The organism is Limnobacter sp. UBA7229 (genome assembly GCF_002473065.1).
Classification (GTDB): Bacteria; Pseudomonadota; Gammaproteobacteria; order Burkholderiales; family Burkholderiaceae_B; genus Limnobacter; species Limnobacter profundi.
In genome coordinates, this window is the sequence record NZ_DKTN01000023.1 from 90,149 (window position 1) to 104,685 (window position 14,537).

The window sequence follows — 14,537 nt, forward strand, 5'->3', positions numbered from 1 at the left end:
TTCGTTCATTGGGTTTTGAAGCGGCTGGCCCAATCGGGCAATGGGTGAATGAATGCCTGCATGTTCCCACCCTGAATTCGAAGTACTTTCTTATAAGGTTCTTGTACGCTGGAGTTGTCGAGCACCCACACATCGTCGCACAGGGGCAGGGCGTTCAATACATTGTCAATAGTTCTGGGAATTCGCGTTTCGATTTTTTCTTCAGGTACCGCATGCCCGCCAGTTTCAATTCGTTGGTGCACGCGGGCTTTGTTCAAACTGCTTTGTTCAAGATGGACAAACACCATCACCACCTGGTAGCCCAGTGCTTTGGCTTTCGCGACAAAATCAATTTTGGAGGGATGTGAAAACACGGTTTCAAAGCAAAAGTTCTTGCCTTGTTCAAGCAGACTGTTGCGCAGGTTCTCTGCAATTTTTGCAGCTTCGTAGCTGTGTTCCTCGGGTGCTTGGGGAAATACATCTCGGGCAATGTCGTCGGCATTTACGAACGGCATGCCCAATGGTTTTAACTGTGTGCGGTAGAAAGTCGATTTGCCAGCCCCGTTGCCACCCACCAGCAGCCACAGCTGCTTCATGCCAGTTTGACAGGCTTGAATTGGCCATTTTCAAATTGACCAATTTTGACTGCACCTTTTGGGCCAATTTGTTCAAGCAGGCCAGGGTGGGTAGTACTGGCCTGGTAGCGTACTTTGTTCTGGCTTACCTCTTCTTTCAACTCACCGGTGGTGCGTCTCATGTCCAGGTTACCAAATACCCAGTCGGCACTGACAGGCGGTGCATTCACTTGTTCTAGTTTTACACGCAGCAGCCCTGCTTTGATTTGTAGCAAACTCTCTGGGTCTAGCAGGCTTTCAACTTTTTGCCCAATGCTGGCCCAATATTCGATTTGTTCAGCCGCGCTGCGGTGGTGGAGCTTGCCCAACACGGTGGCATTGCTCATCAAGTCAGACTGAATTCGTATGGGTGAAGAGGCTTTGGCCATGGCGTGTTTCCTTGATTGATTGATTTCCTGTGTTACGGCTTGATTGTAGCATTTTGCTACAATCAAGGCAATTTACAGTTGGCCATTCAAAGGGAAATATCCAATCAAAGGTTTCTGAGCACAAATTCCTTGATGGCTTGTGCGCAGGGGTAGGGCGTCTCGATCATCGGCAAGTGACCCACTCCGTCGAACAGGCACATTTCGGCCCGCTTGATCAGGCGTTCGAACTCGTAAGCGCAACTGATGTGCAGAACATCATCTTGTTTGCCCCACATCACGAGCGTGGGCGCTGAAATGTCTTCAAAAGTTGCCTTGGTGTAGTCGGGGCGGCGGCTCAACATTTCTTGAAACAGGAAGCTATTCACGTCGCGGCGGTGAATCAATTCTGTTGCGGAGAAAAACGCAGCAGACGCAGCCAGTGCCCGGTTGTGAAACACCAGGTCGGTCAACTTGATTACATCCATGGGGGCGCGTGGAACCAGGCGGTTTTTGCCGCGAAGAACCTCACGAATAAAGTCGGTTTCCTCGGTACCAGGAAGGCCCAGCGCATCCATCAATACCAGGCTGGTGACCATTTCCGGAAAGCGGGCCGCCAAAAGGCCAGCCAAGGCGCCCCCCATGGAATTGCCCACCACGTTCACCTTGTGAACGCCAATTTCTATCAGCCAGTCGTGAAGGCGTTCAGTTTGGTCTTCAAGACCATAGTTGCGATCCGGGTTGAAGCCGCTTTCACCCCAACCGGGAAGATCAGGGATCAAAATTCGAAATTGGCCTGCGAAAAAAGGGAGCAAGGGCAGCCAGTGTTCTTTCGCAGCGGCAAAGCCGTGCATCAGCAACAAAGCCGGGCTGTTTTCGTGGCCTATTTCCAGCCAAACCAGTTTGTCTTTTCCCACGCCAATCCGCTTGCGATGAACACCCACCAATCCGCCGTACCACGGGTTCAGCCGGGTAAAGCTAAACAGCTTGGGACGCCAGTCTTTCAGTTTTTCTGGGTCTATCTCGGGGGCGTGGCGAAGAAATGCTTCGCCCACGTGATCGAAGTACTGATCTACCAGTTTTGCGCCTTCGCTAATTGGAGAGACTTCTTTGCCTTTGGACTTGCGGACAGGTTTGGCCAAAATGGACCTTCTATTTTTAGTATTGATACATGATTAGCAAAGCATACTTCGAATAATTACAAAGATATTTCTACAACACAAAACCGGATAATCTTTGTACGCAGTATTTTTTGCATCATTCGGGGCTTGGCTTACACTGTCCTTGCAAGCCAGCCCGATATTTTTGAGTGTTCCTTGCGCTTGTGTCAGATGGGCGACACAGTGGAATTCACCACAGTGCGGAATTCTTCCGGTATCAACAGTTCATAGGTGGCACCGGTACCCGGTAAGTTGGGCAAGCCGGGCAAGGCAGGCAAGTTAGGGCCACGCTGGTTGCTGAAATAAAGCCGTGAACCATCCGGGGAGAAGGCGGGTCCCGCCAGTTCACTTCCACCCCCTGTAATTTGGAGCAAAATTTTTGCGGGCTGGTTGGGAATCATCACCATCAAACGCATCGCATCGCCATCTTCCGCCACGATGACATCGCCAGCCGGGCTGATTACCAGATTATCCACATCGTCAAAGCCGGTGCCCTCAGCCAGTTGGCTGTTGTCGAACACCACCTCAATCAAATCGTTGTCAATGTCCAGCGCGTATACTCGGTTGTCACCTTTGCAGGCGAAGAACGCCACCGCGCGCATGGGCTTGGCGACACCACTAACCGCAGGCGCTTGACCCTGCGGGAATTCTTGGATCCAGATGCCTTCGCCACCCCTGAACACGGTGCCCGGAACCGGAAGACCTGCTGCGGCGGTGCGTGTGCGTACCTCGGCCTGTGGGTTTTCAGGCTCGAGAACATCGGCCCATTTCACGCGGTGAACGCGTTGTGCCACGGCGATGTCTTCTTGATAGGCACCGGCCTCGAAACCCACAATTTCCAGAACCTGCAACTTGCCTTGCTCCATGTTCAAGCCCATTTGCCCGTTGACTGCTGGGCGCAAATCGCCTTCGGATACGAACCGATACAAACGGCCGTCACCCGCGTCCTCAGTCAGGAACAAGGTTTTGGTGGTCATGTCCACCGCAACTGCTTCATGATTGAATACACCCAGCGCTGGTAACGCACGCGCAGTTGCAGTGCTGCCCAGTGGGTCACATTCCCAGGTCACACCGGTTTGGGTTTCTTCGCAGCTAAGCCAGGTTCCCCAAGGTGTGGCCCCGCCTGCGCAATTGCGGGCCGTTCCGGTCAAAATTCGATAGGCCGATTGAACCTCACCTTGCGCATTGAACCTCAGCGCACCCACGCCACCCTGTGGTGCCTCGGTTTCGCTGTTCGAGACATACACCCAACCGCCATCTTCGGTCGGGAAGACTGCGCCACCATCGGGAAACATATGCCAGTTGTAACCGGTCAAGCCCAGTAAATCGGGAATACCCAGCACCGGGTTGCTCAAGTGCCTTGCAACAGGGCGGACGGTAAAACCAGCTGGCGCAAAAATATTGTCGACACCCGTGGCCACCAGTTCGCCAATGCCAGCAAGTGGCCCGGCTTGCAAGGGCAGCTCCATGGCCAAAGGCCCAAGACTGGGTGGGTTAACCATGGGTGGGTTTACATTTTCATTGGGGCCTGTGGGGGTGGCATTGGATGTGGATGCTTCTGAATCAGAACCACATGCGCTGAGCAGGGGTAAGGCACTGGCCCCTGCGCCTAGAAACATGGCTCGCAACAAGGCGCGGCGTTTGAATGAGGGAATGGCTGGATGATGCATGGTGAAACCTGTAGGAATGTCATGAACGGCTAATTTTGATACTGCGCAATCGGGCTCATGGTTTGGGTAAAGTACTCAGTGTGAACAGCCATGTCTTTGACATATTTCAAAATCAAGACGGGTCATCTAGTAAGCCTGCTCTTTTGTGTTTTCAATCCTTTCCAAGCTTTGGGCAGTACAAGCTACAAGAACAAAGTGAAGGTGACGGGATGAAGCGGCGTGATGTGTTGAAAGTGATGGCGGCCAGTACATTGGTGGGTTGCGGAGGTGGTGATGATTTATTGGTGGGTACCAATCCTGCCGGGCCTGTTGGGCCCTCTGATCCAGGCACTGATTCGCCAGTTTCAAGCAATGAATTCGAAGAAGCCTTGCCACAACCGGGGTTTGAACCCGCAAGTTTTGACTTTCCCATGGTGCTGGCCATGCCATTTGCACATGGTGTGGCCAGTGGCGACCCTTTGGCGGACCGCGTTATTTTGTGGACCCGAATTACCTTGCCCGAATACCCGGCACAAGGTGTGCAGGTGCGCTGGCTGGTGAGCACCACAGCCGATATGCAAAATGTAGTGCGCCGTGGCACACAGCGTGTGGTGGCAGAACACGATTACACATTGAAAGTAGACGCTCAGGGATTGCAGCCCGCCACCACTTATTACTATCAGTTTAAAACCGGTCCGCACAGCAGCATTGTGGGGCGCACGCGCACTGCGCCGGCTGACATGGTTTCAGCCATCCGCCTGGCAGTGGTGTCATGTTCCAGTTACTGGTCCAGTACTTGGAGCGGATATGGTGCCATTGCGCAACGTGAGGACCTGGATTTGGTGATTCACTGTGGCGATTACATTTACGATTTTGTCGATGAAGACGAACAGGTTCGGGCTCGAAAAAACATCGAGGACACCGCCTACGTGGATTATCGCGACTGGCTGAACATTGACGAGTGCAGAAGGCGCTATGCACTGTTTCGTTCAGACCCCAACTTGATGGCAGCGCACCAGCAACACCCCTGGTTCATTACCTGGGACAACCACGACATCGACCCTGGGTTTGGCAATGAATTGCCCACCACTTTGCCCGAGGGTGTCGAGTCCACTTGTACCTTACTTGACACCACACGCGCTTTTTGGGAATGGACTCCTTCGCGCCCTGTGAAAGCCGATGGCAGCGGTGAATTCATTTTTTATCCCGATACTGAATACCCTGAGCCCGTCGATCCCTTGCTGGTGTATCGCAGCTTGAACTATGGCCCGCTGGCCAGCATTCGAGCGCTGGACACACAAAGTTATTTACCCGGCTACGGCTTACAAGCGGATGCCTCGCATTTGCCGGAAGGTACGCCCACCTTGTTTGGAAAAACACAATTTGACTGGCTACTTTCACAACTTCGCAAAGATGAAACGGAGGGCGTGGTGTGGAAAGTGTTGAACAACCAAACCTGGATTGCGCCCTGGGTTGTACCCAATGTGGTGGGCTCTCCGGTGCTGCCATTGCCTGTTCGCTGGAGCGATTACAACACCGAGCGAAATTTGTTGATTTCGCAATTGCGCGGCGCAGGTGATATTCCTTCTGTGAATGGTACAGTTTTTGTTTCCGGTGACATGCATGGCAACTGGATTTCTGATGTGGTGGAAGACGAGCAAACCGCGTTGTTGAACCAGTATCAGGTGGCACCACCTGTGCCCACTTTGAGGCAGGGTACATCTCCAGAAAATATTTCAGCAGGCTTTCAGCGGGCAGCCACAGCCAATTTGCCGGGTGTGAATTTGCGCGCAGCGTCAGCTGCGGTAGAGTTTGCACCTTCTTCAATGGGAAGGGGTGGAGCCGATGAGTTGGTGGCCAATGCCTTGCCGGGAAGTCCGTTTGCCGTGCATGTGGCAGCAAGCCGTGCCATTGAAACTGCCACCATGCTGGGCAACAAGCATGTGCAATTCATGGAATGGGTGGAGCACGGATACGGCATTGTGCAACTGGAACAAGACAAGGCAGTGTTTGAATGCTGGTGGCAGAACAAGTTGCAAGACAACGCACCCGATGTGCTGGGTGTGCAAATGGTGAGTTTTGCAAATGATGAGCCCGCACGCTTACCCACGCCGCGATTCAAAAATCAGGTTGATTCGGTCACCTTGCACGGCATGCCTGTTCAACCCAGCAGCAGTTCACGGGCAGCGCCTTTGGCACCCATGCCCGCCCAGGTATTAGCGCGTTAGTTGGCAAATTAGTTGGCAAATTAGTTGACGACTTGGTTGGCGAATGAGTTGGCCAATTAGTTGATCAACAGCTGTATCAAATTCATCACCAGCAAAATTGCCGCCAGCACTTGCCACAGCAACACCGGGTTTTTTTCAATCAGGGGTTGCTTGGCCACACTGGCTTCCAGCTTGGTGTTAGGCACGGTCAGGTCTTGCAAAAATTCACTGAGCGCATCGTAGCGATACCGTGGGTTGGGTTGAAGCGCTTTGCGCAAGCAGGCCTCTACCCACAGCGGCAAATCACGGCACGGGTGGTTGGCTGGAATGTAGCGCAAATCGCTGTAGCTTTTCAGTTCAACCTGCTTCACCGCTTTTTCTGCAAACGGCAAGCTACCTGTCAGCATTTCATACACCACCACGGCCAGTGAAAACAAATCGGATTTGAAAGTACCTACTTCACCCATCAAGTACTCTGGGGCCACATAATTCACGCTGCCTTGCGGTACCGATTTGTCCAGTGGTGAAATCAGTTCATCGGCACCTGCGATCAGTACGGTGCCGAAGTCGAGAATTTTCACGCAGCCGTTCGAGTCGATCATGATGTTCTCGGGTTTGATGTCCTGGTGCACCATGTCGGCACGCTGAAACGCACGCAGCCCGGCCACCACCTGCTTCACAATGCGTCGCACCGCATCCATGCCGGGTTTGGGGTTGTCATACATCCATTCCCGCAGGTTGATGCCTTCAATGTATTCACCCAGATAATACAAAAACTGCTTCGGGCGTTTGGGCACATGGGTGCGCATCACATTCACATGTTGGATGCTTTGCCCCACCCATTCTTCGCGAACAAAGCCACTTAAATACATCGCGTCTTCCGCGAAATTCAGTGAGGGTGTTTTCAATGTGAATTGTTCACCGGTTTCCATGTCGCGCACGCGGTACATGTGGCTGCGGGTTCCGCTGAAAATAATTTCAAGTACTTCATAGCCATCTATTTTGTTGCCCACCTGAAGCACAGGCGGTATGGGCAATTGTGTCAACTTGCGGTGCACCTCATCCAGCGTTTCATGGGGCAGGGCATCGACCGCCATCAGCAACACGGTCAGGTTGTCATCGCTGCCTGCATTTAGCGCGGCCTGTACCATGTGCCTGGCGAGTTGCTCCAGGTGGCCTGTGCCGTGCTGTGCAATCAGGGCCAGCAGCTCAGGGCGCTTCAAAACGCCGTGAACGCCGTCGGTGCTCAGCAATACCAGGTCACCCACCTGCAATTCATGCGTGCTGTAGTCCAGTTCCAGGTGGCGGTCGGCGCCCAGTGCACGCGACAAATATTCCTGCCCGCGTTCTGTGCGCACGTGGTCTTGGGTCAGGCGTTCAATGGCATCGCCGCGCACGTGATATACCCGTGAATCGCCCACATGAAAACAGTGCAGGGTATTGGATTTCAACACCACGGCGCTGAAAGTGGTCAACAGGCTGTCATTGTGGCTGGCGCGGTTGGTGTTTTGTTGGTAAATCCAGGCGTTCAGGCCAGAAATGATTTGCCGTGCCGATTTGTGAACACTCCAGGTGTAAGGCGTGGAAGAATAGTCATCCAGAAAACTGGTCACAGCTGTTTGGCTGGCCACATGGGAATCGGCGCAACTGCTCACGCCATCGGCAATGGCCGCCGCAGCACCTTTGAGCAAGTTCGATTCAGCTTGCCCACACCAGGCAGCAAATGCATCCTGATTCACAGGCTTTGGGCCTGCGATGGAATAACCACCAAACCGGACTTGCAGTGTGCTGCTCATGGTGCCTTTGCTTGTCTTTGTCTATTTATCCCACGCGAATCAGTTCAACTGTACCGTCTTCTTTCACCTCGGCCATGTGTCCTTGCGGTTCTTCCATGAACAGCAGTGTAATGAAACCCACCACGGCTGTTAATGCAATCACGAAGAAGAAGGCCTGATAACTGACAAACGACAACACAGTGAGGTAGACCACCGCGCCCACGTTGCCGTAGGCCCCTGTCATGCCAGCGATTTGGCCGGTCAGGCGGCGTTTGATCAAGGGCACTGCCGCAAATACGGCGCCTTCACCAGCCTGCACGAAGAATGAGCAGGCCATGGTGGTGATCACAGCGAGCCATAGCGGCCAGCTGGATTCAGTCAATCCCATCAGGGCATAGCCCACAGCCAACCCTGCCGTCAGAATCAGCAGGGTGCGCTTGCGGCCAAATTTGTCGCTGATCCAGCCACCGCCGGGTCGCGACATCAGGTTCATGAATGCGTACATGGAGGCAACCAGGCCAGCGGTAACCGGGCTCAGGTTGAAGGTCTCGGAATAAAACAGGGGAAGCATCGACACCACGGCCAGTTCAGAACCAAAGGTTGCAAAGTACAACACATTCAACACCGCCACCTGCTTGAACTTGTAGCGGTGCAGTTCGGGCACTGGAGCCTTGAAAATTTCGCTGTTTACCTTGTAAGCGCTGTAGCAGTCGTACACCAAGATCAAGATCAACACGCCGTAAATGCCGTTGGCCACTGCGCTGCTCAGCATGCTGACACCTTCGGGCGACAATTTCCAGGTTAACAAGGCCAGTGCAGCGTACATGGGCAACTTCATCAACAGCATGAAGTAAAAGTCGCCCACACTGGTTACTTCCATGCCACCGCTTTTCTTGGGTTTGAAATAAGTGGAGCCCTTGGGCGTGTCGCTCACATTGGAATACCACACAAAGCTGAACAAGAGGCAAATTACACCAGTAATTGCAATTGCATAGCGCCAGCCGTCAGGCCCGCCCAGCAACAAGGCCAGTGTGGGCAGCACCATGGCTGCACCTGCCGACCCAAAGTTACCCCAACCGCCATAAATACCTTCGGCCGTACCCAGCTGGTGGGCTGGAAACCATTCACTGACCATGCGAATACCGATCACGAACCCGGCACCGATAAAGCCCAATAGAAATCGGGAAATGGCGGCCTGTGCAAAGTCAGTTGAAAGCGCAAACATGAAGCAGGGAATGGACGACACAAACAGAAGCACCGCGTAAACCAGGCGGGGGCCAAATTTGTCGGTCAGCATGCCAATCAATATGCGTGCGGGAATGGTCAGTGCCACATTCAAAATCAACAGTGTTTTAACCTGTTCTTTGCTCAAGCTCAGCGATTCAGCAATGGCGCCGAGCATGGGTGCGTGGTTGAACCACACGAAAAAAGTGATGAAAAATGCAATCCAGCTCATGTGCAGGATTTTCATTTTCCCGGCAAAAGAGAACAGATTCAGTTTGGCGTGGTCGTTCATGACGAATGGCTCTTTTTGGAATTCAAAATAAAAAGCGCCCACCCATCGAATCAATCTGTGGATTGACTTGGTGAGTGAGCGCCTTTGCCCGTTTTTGCTGCATATGAAAGTCAGTTGCACCTAAAAGGTGCGCTTAACTCTCCCAGACAGTCTCGATTTCCAGCTTTGGAGGCGAAAACTGTGTGTATGAATGTTGCAATGCAGAAACTGTGCCAGCGAACAAACCGTGAACCAAGAAAACCTGTCAAGGTCTATGCAATATGGATAAAATAACATCGAGTGGGCCGTCAGTTTTTAGCAGCAACTTAAGTAGCAGAAAGGTGATTCAAATGCGTATGTTCAGCGTGTCAACAGGTGTGGTGGTGGGGTCTGCATTGCTCTTGAGCGCATGTGCCTCCATGTACAGCGTTCGGCCAGTGGTGGCCGAGAACCAGGTGCCAGTTCAAAACCAGGGTTTTGAGTCTTTGAGTTCGAGCAAAAAACACATGGTGCAGGTGGGCTCGGTGTACAACTCGATGCGTCAATTTGATAACCCTCGTTTTAACGTAACTTTCGTGAACAACGGCAAGTTTCCAGTTGAGTTTTCGACGGAAAACGTCACGGTGACTTTCAATGGCGAGCCGGCCACTGTGGTCAGTTACGAGGCACAAATTCAGGATGTGCAAAACCGACTTTCTTTCTACGGTTTCAGGGCCCCAATTTTTTACAGCCCGTTTTATCACTCACCTTTTCACAGGGGTTTTCACGGAAGCGGTTTTCTGTTTCAAACCGATTTCAATGACAGACTTGATGTGCAGCAAGCCTTTGCCGACTTTGACCGAATTCAAAAGTACAGTTTGAAACCGAAGGTGGTGCGCCCGGGTGAGCAAACACAAGGTGAAATTATTGTGGCCCGAAAGTTATCGGCCAGCAGTGCGCAAGACATCACAGTGACGGTACGTGTGGATGACGACATGCACAAATTTGATTTTGGTTACCTCCAAACCAATTAATCAGGGGCTGCTTACTGGAGTTCAGCGATTTTCCTGAACTCCTGAAGCTTGGCCCGCAAAAACAAAATCATCGCTTCACGGTCGTGAAGTTCTGCACTCAAGTACTCCACCACTGTGGTCAATTGCTCCACTTCGGCCGATCGCTTTTGAATCAATTCACTGGCGCGTGCTTGCAGTTTGGCCAGTTGCCTGCACAAGGCGTCGTTTTCAATCAGCAGGGTATCCATCGATTTATTCATGCACACTGCGGCTTTCATGGGGCAATTCCTTCATGAATCAGTGAAGCGCGCCACCTGCATGCTGCCGGTTGTGGCCTTGCAGGGTGGGTTGCTCCAAAGCTTGTTTGATTCGTTGAATTTCGGCTTGTGCAAAGCCCATCATGCCCAGCAAATCCCGAAAGGCGGTGGCTTCAAAGCGCATGGTCATGTAGTGAAGACAGAGGGATACCACCCCGGTTTCCTGACAGTAATAGACTGAACCGTTTTCGCTGCCCGCTAACCATTGACCCAGTTGAGCTGTACAGTTTTCCTGCTGCATGAAGAACTCCCGATTGATACAAATGAGAATTCATCGTAAATGATAATCATTATCAATACAAGTGCTTTTTGCAGTTCTAGGCTTGCTCGGTGTTTAGTTGGTACTTGTCTTGCGCACCACAGTCAATTTATTACCTACTGGGCTACTTTGTTCGCCCAGAATTCCTTTTTCAGTCACCAGCAAGTCAGTGCCGGAGAACAGTGGTGGCCGGCCTTGCATGACCTGCGAAGTGCCGGTTGAAAAGGTCAGTGGGTTGAAGGCATCCACTTGCTCGCCGAGAAAGTTGAGTTTAATGACCTGTCCCGTTAAAAAGTAGGTAACGGCGAAACCATCGGGAAGAATTGAAAAGTCGTCCGGCAGGCTTTCCAGCGTGGCCAGCACCAATGGCATTCCGGCAGATCCATCCTGTTGAATTGGCACTACATTCAAGCGGCCCAGGTTTGGTATTTCAGAATCAGTAAAGTACAGCAGATTTCCCCGGCGTTGAATGCCATTTGGAAAACGACCTGCCAGGTCTAGCCATGTTGTTTGATTCTCCACTTGCAGCGGGTTGTTGGCAGCAACTTTCAGTTTCACAATTTTTGGAGTGGGCAGGGCATTGGTAGCAATCGGTCCATCCACTGCATACAGTGTTTGGCCGTCTGCACTGCTGGTTAGTCCATTGGCCAACCCCATGCTGTCATAGTCAAATACCGGTGAAATCGTCATTGGGGATTTGTTCAAGCTGCCTGCCCACAAAGTGCCGTCGCCACAATTGGCGTAAAGGGTATTCCTGGCAATCGCCAAACCCGTGAAGTTGCACACCCCGCTGGAAACGGTTTGAGCCGCGAATTCATCGGCAACTTTAACCACCTCAATCACGGATTGCCCGCCGGACACAAACAGCCTGCCTTCAGCCGAGAAAATCATGTTCTCTGCATCCGGAACGGTCAGCAATTCCTGCAAACTGGCACAAGCATTGTTAAAGCAAGGGCTGTTTTGTTCCAGTGATGATGCATTGTTGCGAGTTGTTGGCAGGGCAGTGGGCTCTTCGCCCGTGCATGCAACCACAAACGGCAGAAAAACAAGGAGCGACCAACAAAGACGTGTTCCAGATTGCATGTATCAAATTCCCCATGAGATGAAGCTTGTACTTTGAGTGCAAATGTTTGGATGTAATAATCAAGAATCAACAACATCGCAGGAGCAAATCCCCGTGCTCGAGAAAGTCTGGGCGGGTGTATTGCTGGCATGTCGCATTACGGAAACATTTTGTCGACCTTGAATTACAGCTTGAATCGCACCGCAACTGGGGATGTACCGGACTTGAAGTTGTTTCCGCTCACGGGGCTTTATCGCTATTTTGCCGATGCTGGCCGTTTTATTGAATGTGCAAGTGGCCTTAACTTGCCCGTGGTTACCATGGGTGACAATGCAAAACTTGAGAATGCTTATTTGCAACTAATTGAACCTGCTTGCTGCCACACGCATGGCCTGCTTAAGCAAGGGTAATGTGGATAGTGAACTGATTGACACGCTGACCCAGGTCAGAAGCTGGAATATTCTGGGTCAGCGTATGGAGTTGTATGACCAGCTTGGGCGTTTGCTGGCCAGGTTTGAAGTGCGTTAGTTATTTAATTCTGCAACAGCTCGAAAGTAAGGCCCGCATGCTGTTGCAAGCGACCTATCAGCTGTTCGCCCATCAGTGAGGCGGGTGTCCAGAACCCGCCTGCGTGGTTTTGAATGTCCAGGGCCAGGCACACGGCAGCCTCGCCCAGCATTTTTCCGGTTGAGCCATAACCCGGGTCCATATCGCCTGTTACTTTGGCTGTCAAAGTATTGCCCTTGCTGGTGGTGCCATAAAAGCGCAAGTCATAAGAGCCGCGTTGCTGCGAAGTTTCACTGGGGCCTTCGCCAGGTTTGGGAACCACGAATTTTTCAAGTACCCAACGGGTTGGCGGCAGTGCTGCACCAATCAAAAACCCAGCCATGCCGCTGGCCAGTCCCATCGCAGTCATTCGGCCTTTGAATCCATTTCCGGTCATCATCGCTTCGTCGTATTTGAATTCTTTGCCATATCCATAATTCTGCAGCGCATTGCTTCGATGAACCACGCGCGTATTAATACCCGCCATAACAAAAGGTGCCAGCCAGCTTTTTGCCACGGGGTCAAATTCTGCGAAGCTTACGTTGGGCTGGCGTGCAGCCAGGCGGGCAGGGGAGATCAAGTAGGGGTTGGCCAGTTTCTTCGCCAGTGAACGGTCAGCCGCAACTTCGCGAGTAACGTTGATCATGCTGGCCACGGTGCCACCTGAAAATTCACCCTTTAGTTTCCTGACCCGCATGCGTATTTGTTGGCAAGGTTCACCATATTGAACGCTGGCGGCCTTCTGTAAAAACAGCACGCCCAAATCAGAGGGGATTGAATCAAAACCGCAGCAATGCACAATGCGTGCACCGCTTTGTTTGGCGGTGTCTTCATGGGCTTCAATCATCCGTGCGATCCATTGCACTTCACCGGTGAGGTCACAGTAGTCGGTGCCGGTTTCAGCACACACTTTCACCAAACCGGAACCATACAAAGCGTAAGGGCCCACTGTTGAAACCACAACCTTGGTTTTTGCACACAGATTTCGCAGATCAGTTTCTTTACCGGCGTTGGCCAAAATGGTAGGAAGCTCTCGGGCCTGCTCACCCAAGCGGTTTTTCAACACTGCCAGTTTGTCGGCATCGCGCCCTGCAATTGCCCATTTGATCTCGCCATTCAAGCCATGGCGCTTCCACAGGTACTGCACCAAAATTTGACCGACAAAGCTGCTTGCCCCGAACACGATCACGTCGAATTCTTTCTTTTTCATTGTGCTGTATCTCCTGAATTTATTGTGTTTTGCCAGATTCTCTCACACTCAATAAACCTTGTATTGATATTCCGAATACTGATTATTTCTAGGCCCTAAGGGTGATAGGGAGTGACCGGAGCTTTAACCCGATCGGGGGGACGCAAATTGGATGTGGAATATTTAAGGTGAATCCATTCATCGGAGAACCCCATGGCCAGTCTTTCAGCAGTCAACTTTTTGTTCGATCCAAGCTCCCAATTGTTGCCATTCTGGATTGCGATTGCACAAAACGACCGTGAACTTGAGCTGGCCGCCAAAGCCCGTCAAATCGCTTACGGAAAGCATCTGCCTTTGCTGGGTGAAAAGCTGGCTGTACCCGATGCCGATGATCGCAACCCCGACTTTGCCGTGCTTCTGGCTTTTTCAAAGTTGGATGGAAGTTGCATTGGCACTGTGCGGGTTCAAATTGCCAATCAGCAGCAGCTTCGCCTTGAGGAGTCATATGCATTGCCCAAGGCCCTGAGAACAGGGCGAATTGCCGAGGTATCGAGGCTGGCCATACCTGCGCGTTCGAATGGTTTGGCATTGAGGTTGATGTTGATCAAAGCGGCCTACTGGTACAGCAGGGCGAATTTGGTGGACCGATGTTTTCTTTGTGTACGTTACCCGGTGGACAGGCAGTACCGACGGTTTGATCTGGATGATGTGCTTCAGCCTGATGAGTTTGTGGCCATGAAGCACATTGGCATGATTCCTCACCGAATTCTCTGGTTTGATGTATTTCATATCGAGGCACGCTGGTTATTAAGCGCGAATCCGCTCCACTCAGTTTATTTCTCCAGCTCTCATCCTGATTTGTTGCAAAACATTCAGATGCGTACCTTGCAACTGGAAACGCAAAATCAATTGCGCTCTATCGGATGA

15 protein-coding genes are annotated in these 14,537 nt (G+C 51.9%); 5 read left to right on the top strand and 10 right to left on the bottom strand.

The window, feature by feature from the left end; genetic code table 11:
• Positions 1-5 precede the first annotated feature (5 nt).
• The 4 genes from B4C79_RS14570 to B4C79_RS14585 all read right to left on the bottom strand — a co-directional run bounded on the left by B4C79_RS14570 (position 6) and on the right by B4C79_RS14585 (position 3,788).
• Positions 6-575: an AAA family ATPase gene (locus B4C79_RS14570; protein ID WP_291751946.1), complete on the bottom strand. Its 570-nt coding sequence runs from the start codon at positions 573-575 to the stop codon at positions 6-8.
• A complete protein-coding gene (locus B4C79_RS14575; RefSeq protein ID WP_275270746.1) occupies positions 572-982 on the bottom strand; it encodes a TA system antitoxin ParD family protein in 411 nt (136 codons plus the stop codon). The genes B4C79_RS14570 and B4C79_RS14575 overlap by 4 nt, the downstream gene beginning before the upstream one ends.
• A gap of 104 nt (positions 983-1,086) precedes the next feature.
• Positions 1,087-2,100 carry an alpha/beta fold hydrolase gene (locus tag B4C79_RS14580; protein ID WP_275270747.1) on the bottom strand — a complete coding sequence of 338 codons (1,014 nt, stop codon included), beginning with the start codon at positions 2,098-2,100 and terminating at the stop codon, positions 1,087-1,089.
• A gap of 185 nt (positions 2,101-2,285) precedes the next feature.
• Positions 2,286-3,788: an alkaline phosphatase PhoX gene (locus B4C79_RS14585; protein ID WP_291739282.1), complete on the bottom strand. Its 1,503-nt coding sequence runs from the start codon at positions 3,786-3,788 to the stop codon at positions 2,286-2,288.
• Between the two features lie 209 nt (positions 3,789-3,997).
• On the opposite strand from B4C79_RS14585, the gene B4C79_RS14590 reads away from it, so the two are divergent.
• Positions 3,998-5,995: an alkaline phosphatase D family protein gene (locus tag B4C79_RS14590; RefSeq protein ID WP_291751948.1), complete on the top strand. Its 1,998-nt coding sequence runs from the start codon at positions 3,998-4,000 to the stop codon at positions 5,993-5,995.
• Between the two features lie 56 nt (positions 5,996-6,051).
• On the opposite strand, the gene B4C79_RS14595 is transcribed toward B4C79_RS14590, so the two are convergent.
• Together B4C79_RS14595 and B4C79_RS14600 are read right to left on the bottom strand one after the other, a co-directional pair.
• On the bottom strand, positions 6,052-7,770 hold the full coding sequence (locus B4C79_RS14595) for a bifunctional protein-serine/threonine kinase/phosphatase (protein ID WP_291751950.1): 1,719 nt from the start codon (positions 7,768-7,770) through the stop codon (positions 6,052-6,054).
• A gap of 25 nt (positions 7,771-7,795) precedes the next feature.
• Positions 7,796-9,265 carry a NarK family nitrate/nitrite MFS transporter gene (locus B4C79_RS14600; RefSeq protein ID WP_291740496.1) on the bottom strand — a complete coding sequence of 490 codons (1,470 nt, stop codon included), beginning with the start codon at positions 9,263-9,265 and terminating at the stop codon, positions 7,796-7,798.
• A gap of 329 nt (positions 9,266-9,594) precedes the next feature.
• Here B4C79_RS14600 and B4C79_RS14605 point away from each other — a divergent pair, with 329 nt between their 5' ends.
• A complete protein-coding gene (locus B4C79_RS14605; RefSeq protein WP_105029220.1) occupies positions 9,595-10,257 on the top strand; it encodes a hypothetical protein in 663 nt (220 codons plus the stop codon).
• Positions 10,258-10,268: 11 nt separating this feature from the next.
• Here the strand turns inward: B4C79_RS14605 and B4C79_RS14610 are convergent, their stop codons facing one another.
• The 3 genes from B4C79_RS14610 to B4C79_RS14620 all read right to left on the bottom strand — a co-directional run bounded on the left by B4C79_RS14610 (position 10,269) and on the right by B4C79_RS14620 (position 11,895).
• Positions 10,269-10,514: a hypothetical protein gene (locus B4C79_RS14610; protein ID WP_105029219.1), complete on the bottom strand. Its 246-nt coding sequence runs from the start codon at positions 10,512-10,514 to the stop codon at positions 10,269-10,271.
• Between the two features lie 19 nt (positions 10,515-10,533).
• Complete coding sequence (locus B4C79_RS14615) at positions 10,534-10,794, bottom strand: hypothetical protein (protein WP_105029218.1); 261 nt, start codon at positions 10,792-10,794, stop codon at positions 10,534-10,536.
• A gap of 93 nt (positions 10,795-10,887) precedes the next feature.
• Positions 10,888-11,895, bottom strand: coding sequence for a hypothetical protein (locus B4C79_RS14620; RefSeq protein WP_291762675.1), 1,008 nt, complete (start codon positions 11,893-11,895; stop codon positions 10,888-10,890).
• 129 nt (positions 11,896-12,024) lie between these two features.
• Here B4C79_RS14620 and B4C79_RS14625 point away from each other — a divergent pair, with 129 nt between their 5' ends.
• Entirely contained in the window at positions 12,025-12,285 is a 261-nt protein-coding gene (locus tag B4C79_RS14625; RefSeq protein ID WP_291740498.1) for a hypothetical protein, read from the top strand.
• Between the two features lies 1 nt (position 12,286).
• Entirely contained in the window at positions 12,287-12,403 is a 117-nt protein-coding gene (locus tag B4C79_RS14630; RefSeq protein ID WP_275270757.1) for a hypothetical protein, read from the top strand.
• Between the two features lie 4 nt (positions 12,404-12,407).
• On the opposite strand, the gene B4C79_RS14635 is transcribed toward B4C79_RS14630, so the two are convergent.
• A complete protein-coding gene (locus B4C79_RS14635) occupies positions 12,408-13,631 on the bottom strand; it encodes a saccharopine dehydrogenase family protein (protein ID WP_291740499.1) in 1,224 nt (407 codons plus the stop codon).
• A 192-nt stretch (positions 13,632-13,823) separates the two neighbouring features.
• Here B4C79_RS14635 and B4C79_RS14640 point away from each other — a divergent pair, with 192 nt between their 5' ends.
• Positions 13,824-14,537 (top strand): N-acyl amino acid synthase FeeM domain-containing protein, encoded by a 714-nt coding sequence (locus B4C79_RS14640; RefSeq protein ID WP_171099269.1) that lies wholly within the window; start codon positions 13,824-13,826, stop codon positions 14,535-14,537.

Bases quoted from the DNA above. Each gene is read 5' to 3' on its own strand.
- B4C79_RS14640 (WP_171099269.1), top strand. From the start codon at position 13,824: ATGGCCAGTCTTTCAGCAGTCAACTTTTTGTTCGATCCAAGCTCCCAA.
- B4C79_RS14570 (WP_291751946.1), bottom strand. From the start codon at position 575: ATGAAGCAGCTGTGGCTGCTGGTGGGTGGCAACGGGGCTGGCAAATCG.
- B4C79_RS14605 (WP_105029220.1), top strand. From the start codon at position 9,595: ATGCGTATGTTCAGCGTGTCAACAGGTGTGGTGGTGGGGTCTGCATTG.
- B4C79_RS14620 (WP_291762675.1), bottom strand. From the start codon at position 11,895: ATGCAATCTGGAACACGTCTTTGTTGGTCGCTCCTTGTTTTTCTGCCG.
- B4C79_RS14610 (WP_105029219.1), bottom strand. From the start codon at position 10,514: ATGAAAGCCGCAGTGTGCATGAATAAATCGATGGATACCCTGCTGATT.
- B4C79_RS14635 (WP_291740499.1), bottom strand. From the start codon at position 13,631: ATGAAAAAGAAAGAATTCGACGTGATCGTGTTCGGGGCAAGCAGCTTT.
- B4C79_RS14575 (WP_275270746.1), bottom strand. From the start codon at position 982: ATGGCCAAAGCCTCTTCACCCATACGAATTCAGTCTGACTTGATGAGC.
- B4C79_RS14590 (WP_291751948.1), top strand. From the start codon at position 3,998: ATGAAGCGGCGTGATGTGTTGAAAGTGATGGCGGCCAGTACATTGGTG.
- B4C79_RS14615 (WP_105029218.1), bottom strand. From the start codon at position 10,794: ATGCAGCAGGAAAACTGTACAGCTCAACTGGGTCAATGGTTAGCGGGC.
- B4C79_RS14595 (WP_291751950.1), bottom strand. From the start codon at position 7,770: ATGAGCAGCACACTGCAAGTCCGGTTTGGTGGTTATTCCATCGCAGGC.
- B4C79_RS14585 (WP_291739282.1), bottom strand. From the start codon at position 3,788: ATGCATCATCCAGCCATTCCCTCATTCAAACGCCGCGCCTTGTTGCGA.
- B4C79_RS14600 (WP_291740496.1), bottom strand. From the start codon at position 9,265: ATGAACGACCACGCCAAACTGAATCTGTTCTCTTTTGCCGGGAAAATG.
- B4C79_RS14625 (WP_291740498.1), top strand. From the start codon at position 12,025: ATGTCGCATTACGGAAACATTTTGTCGACCTTGAATTACAGCTTGAAT.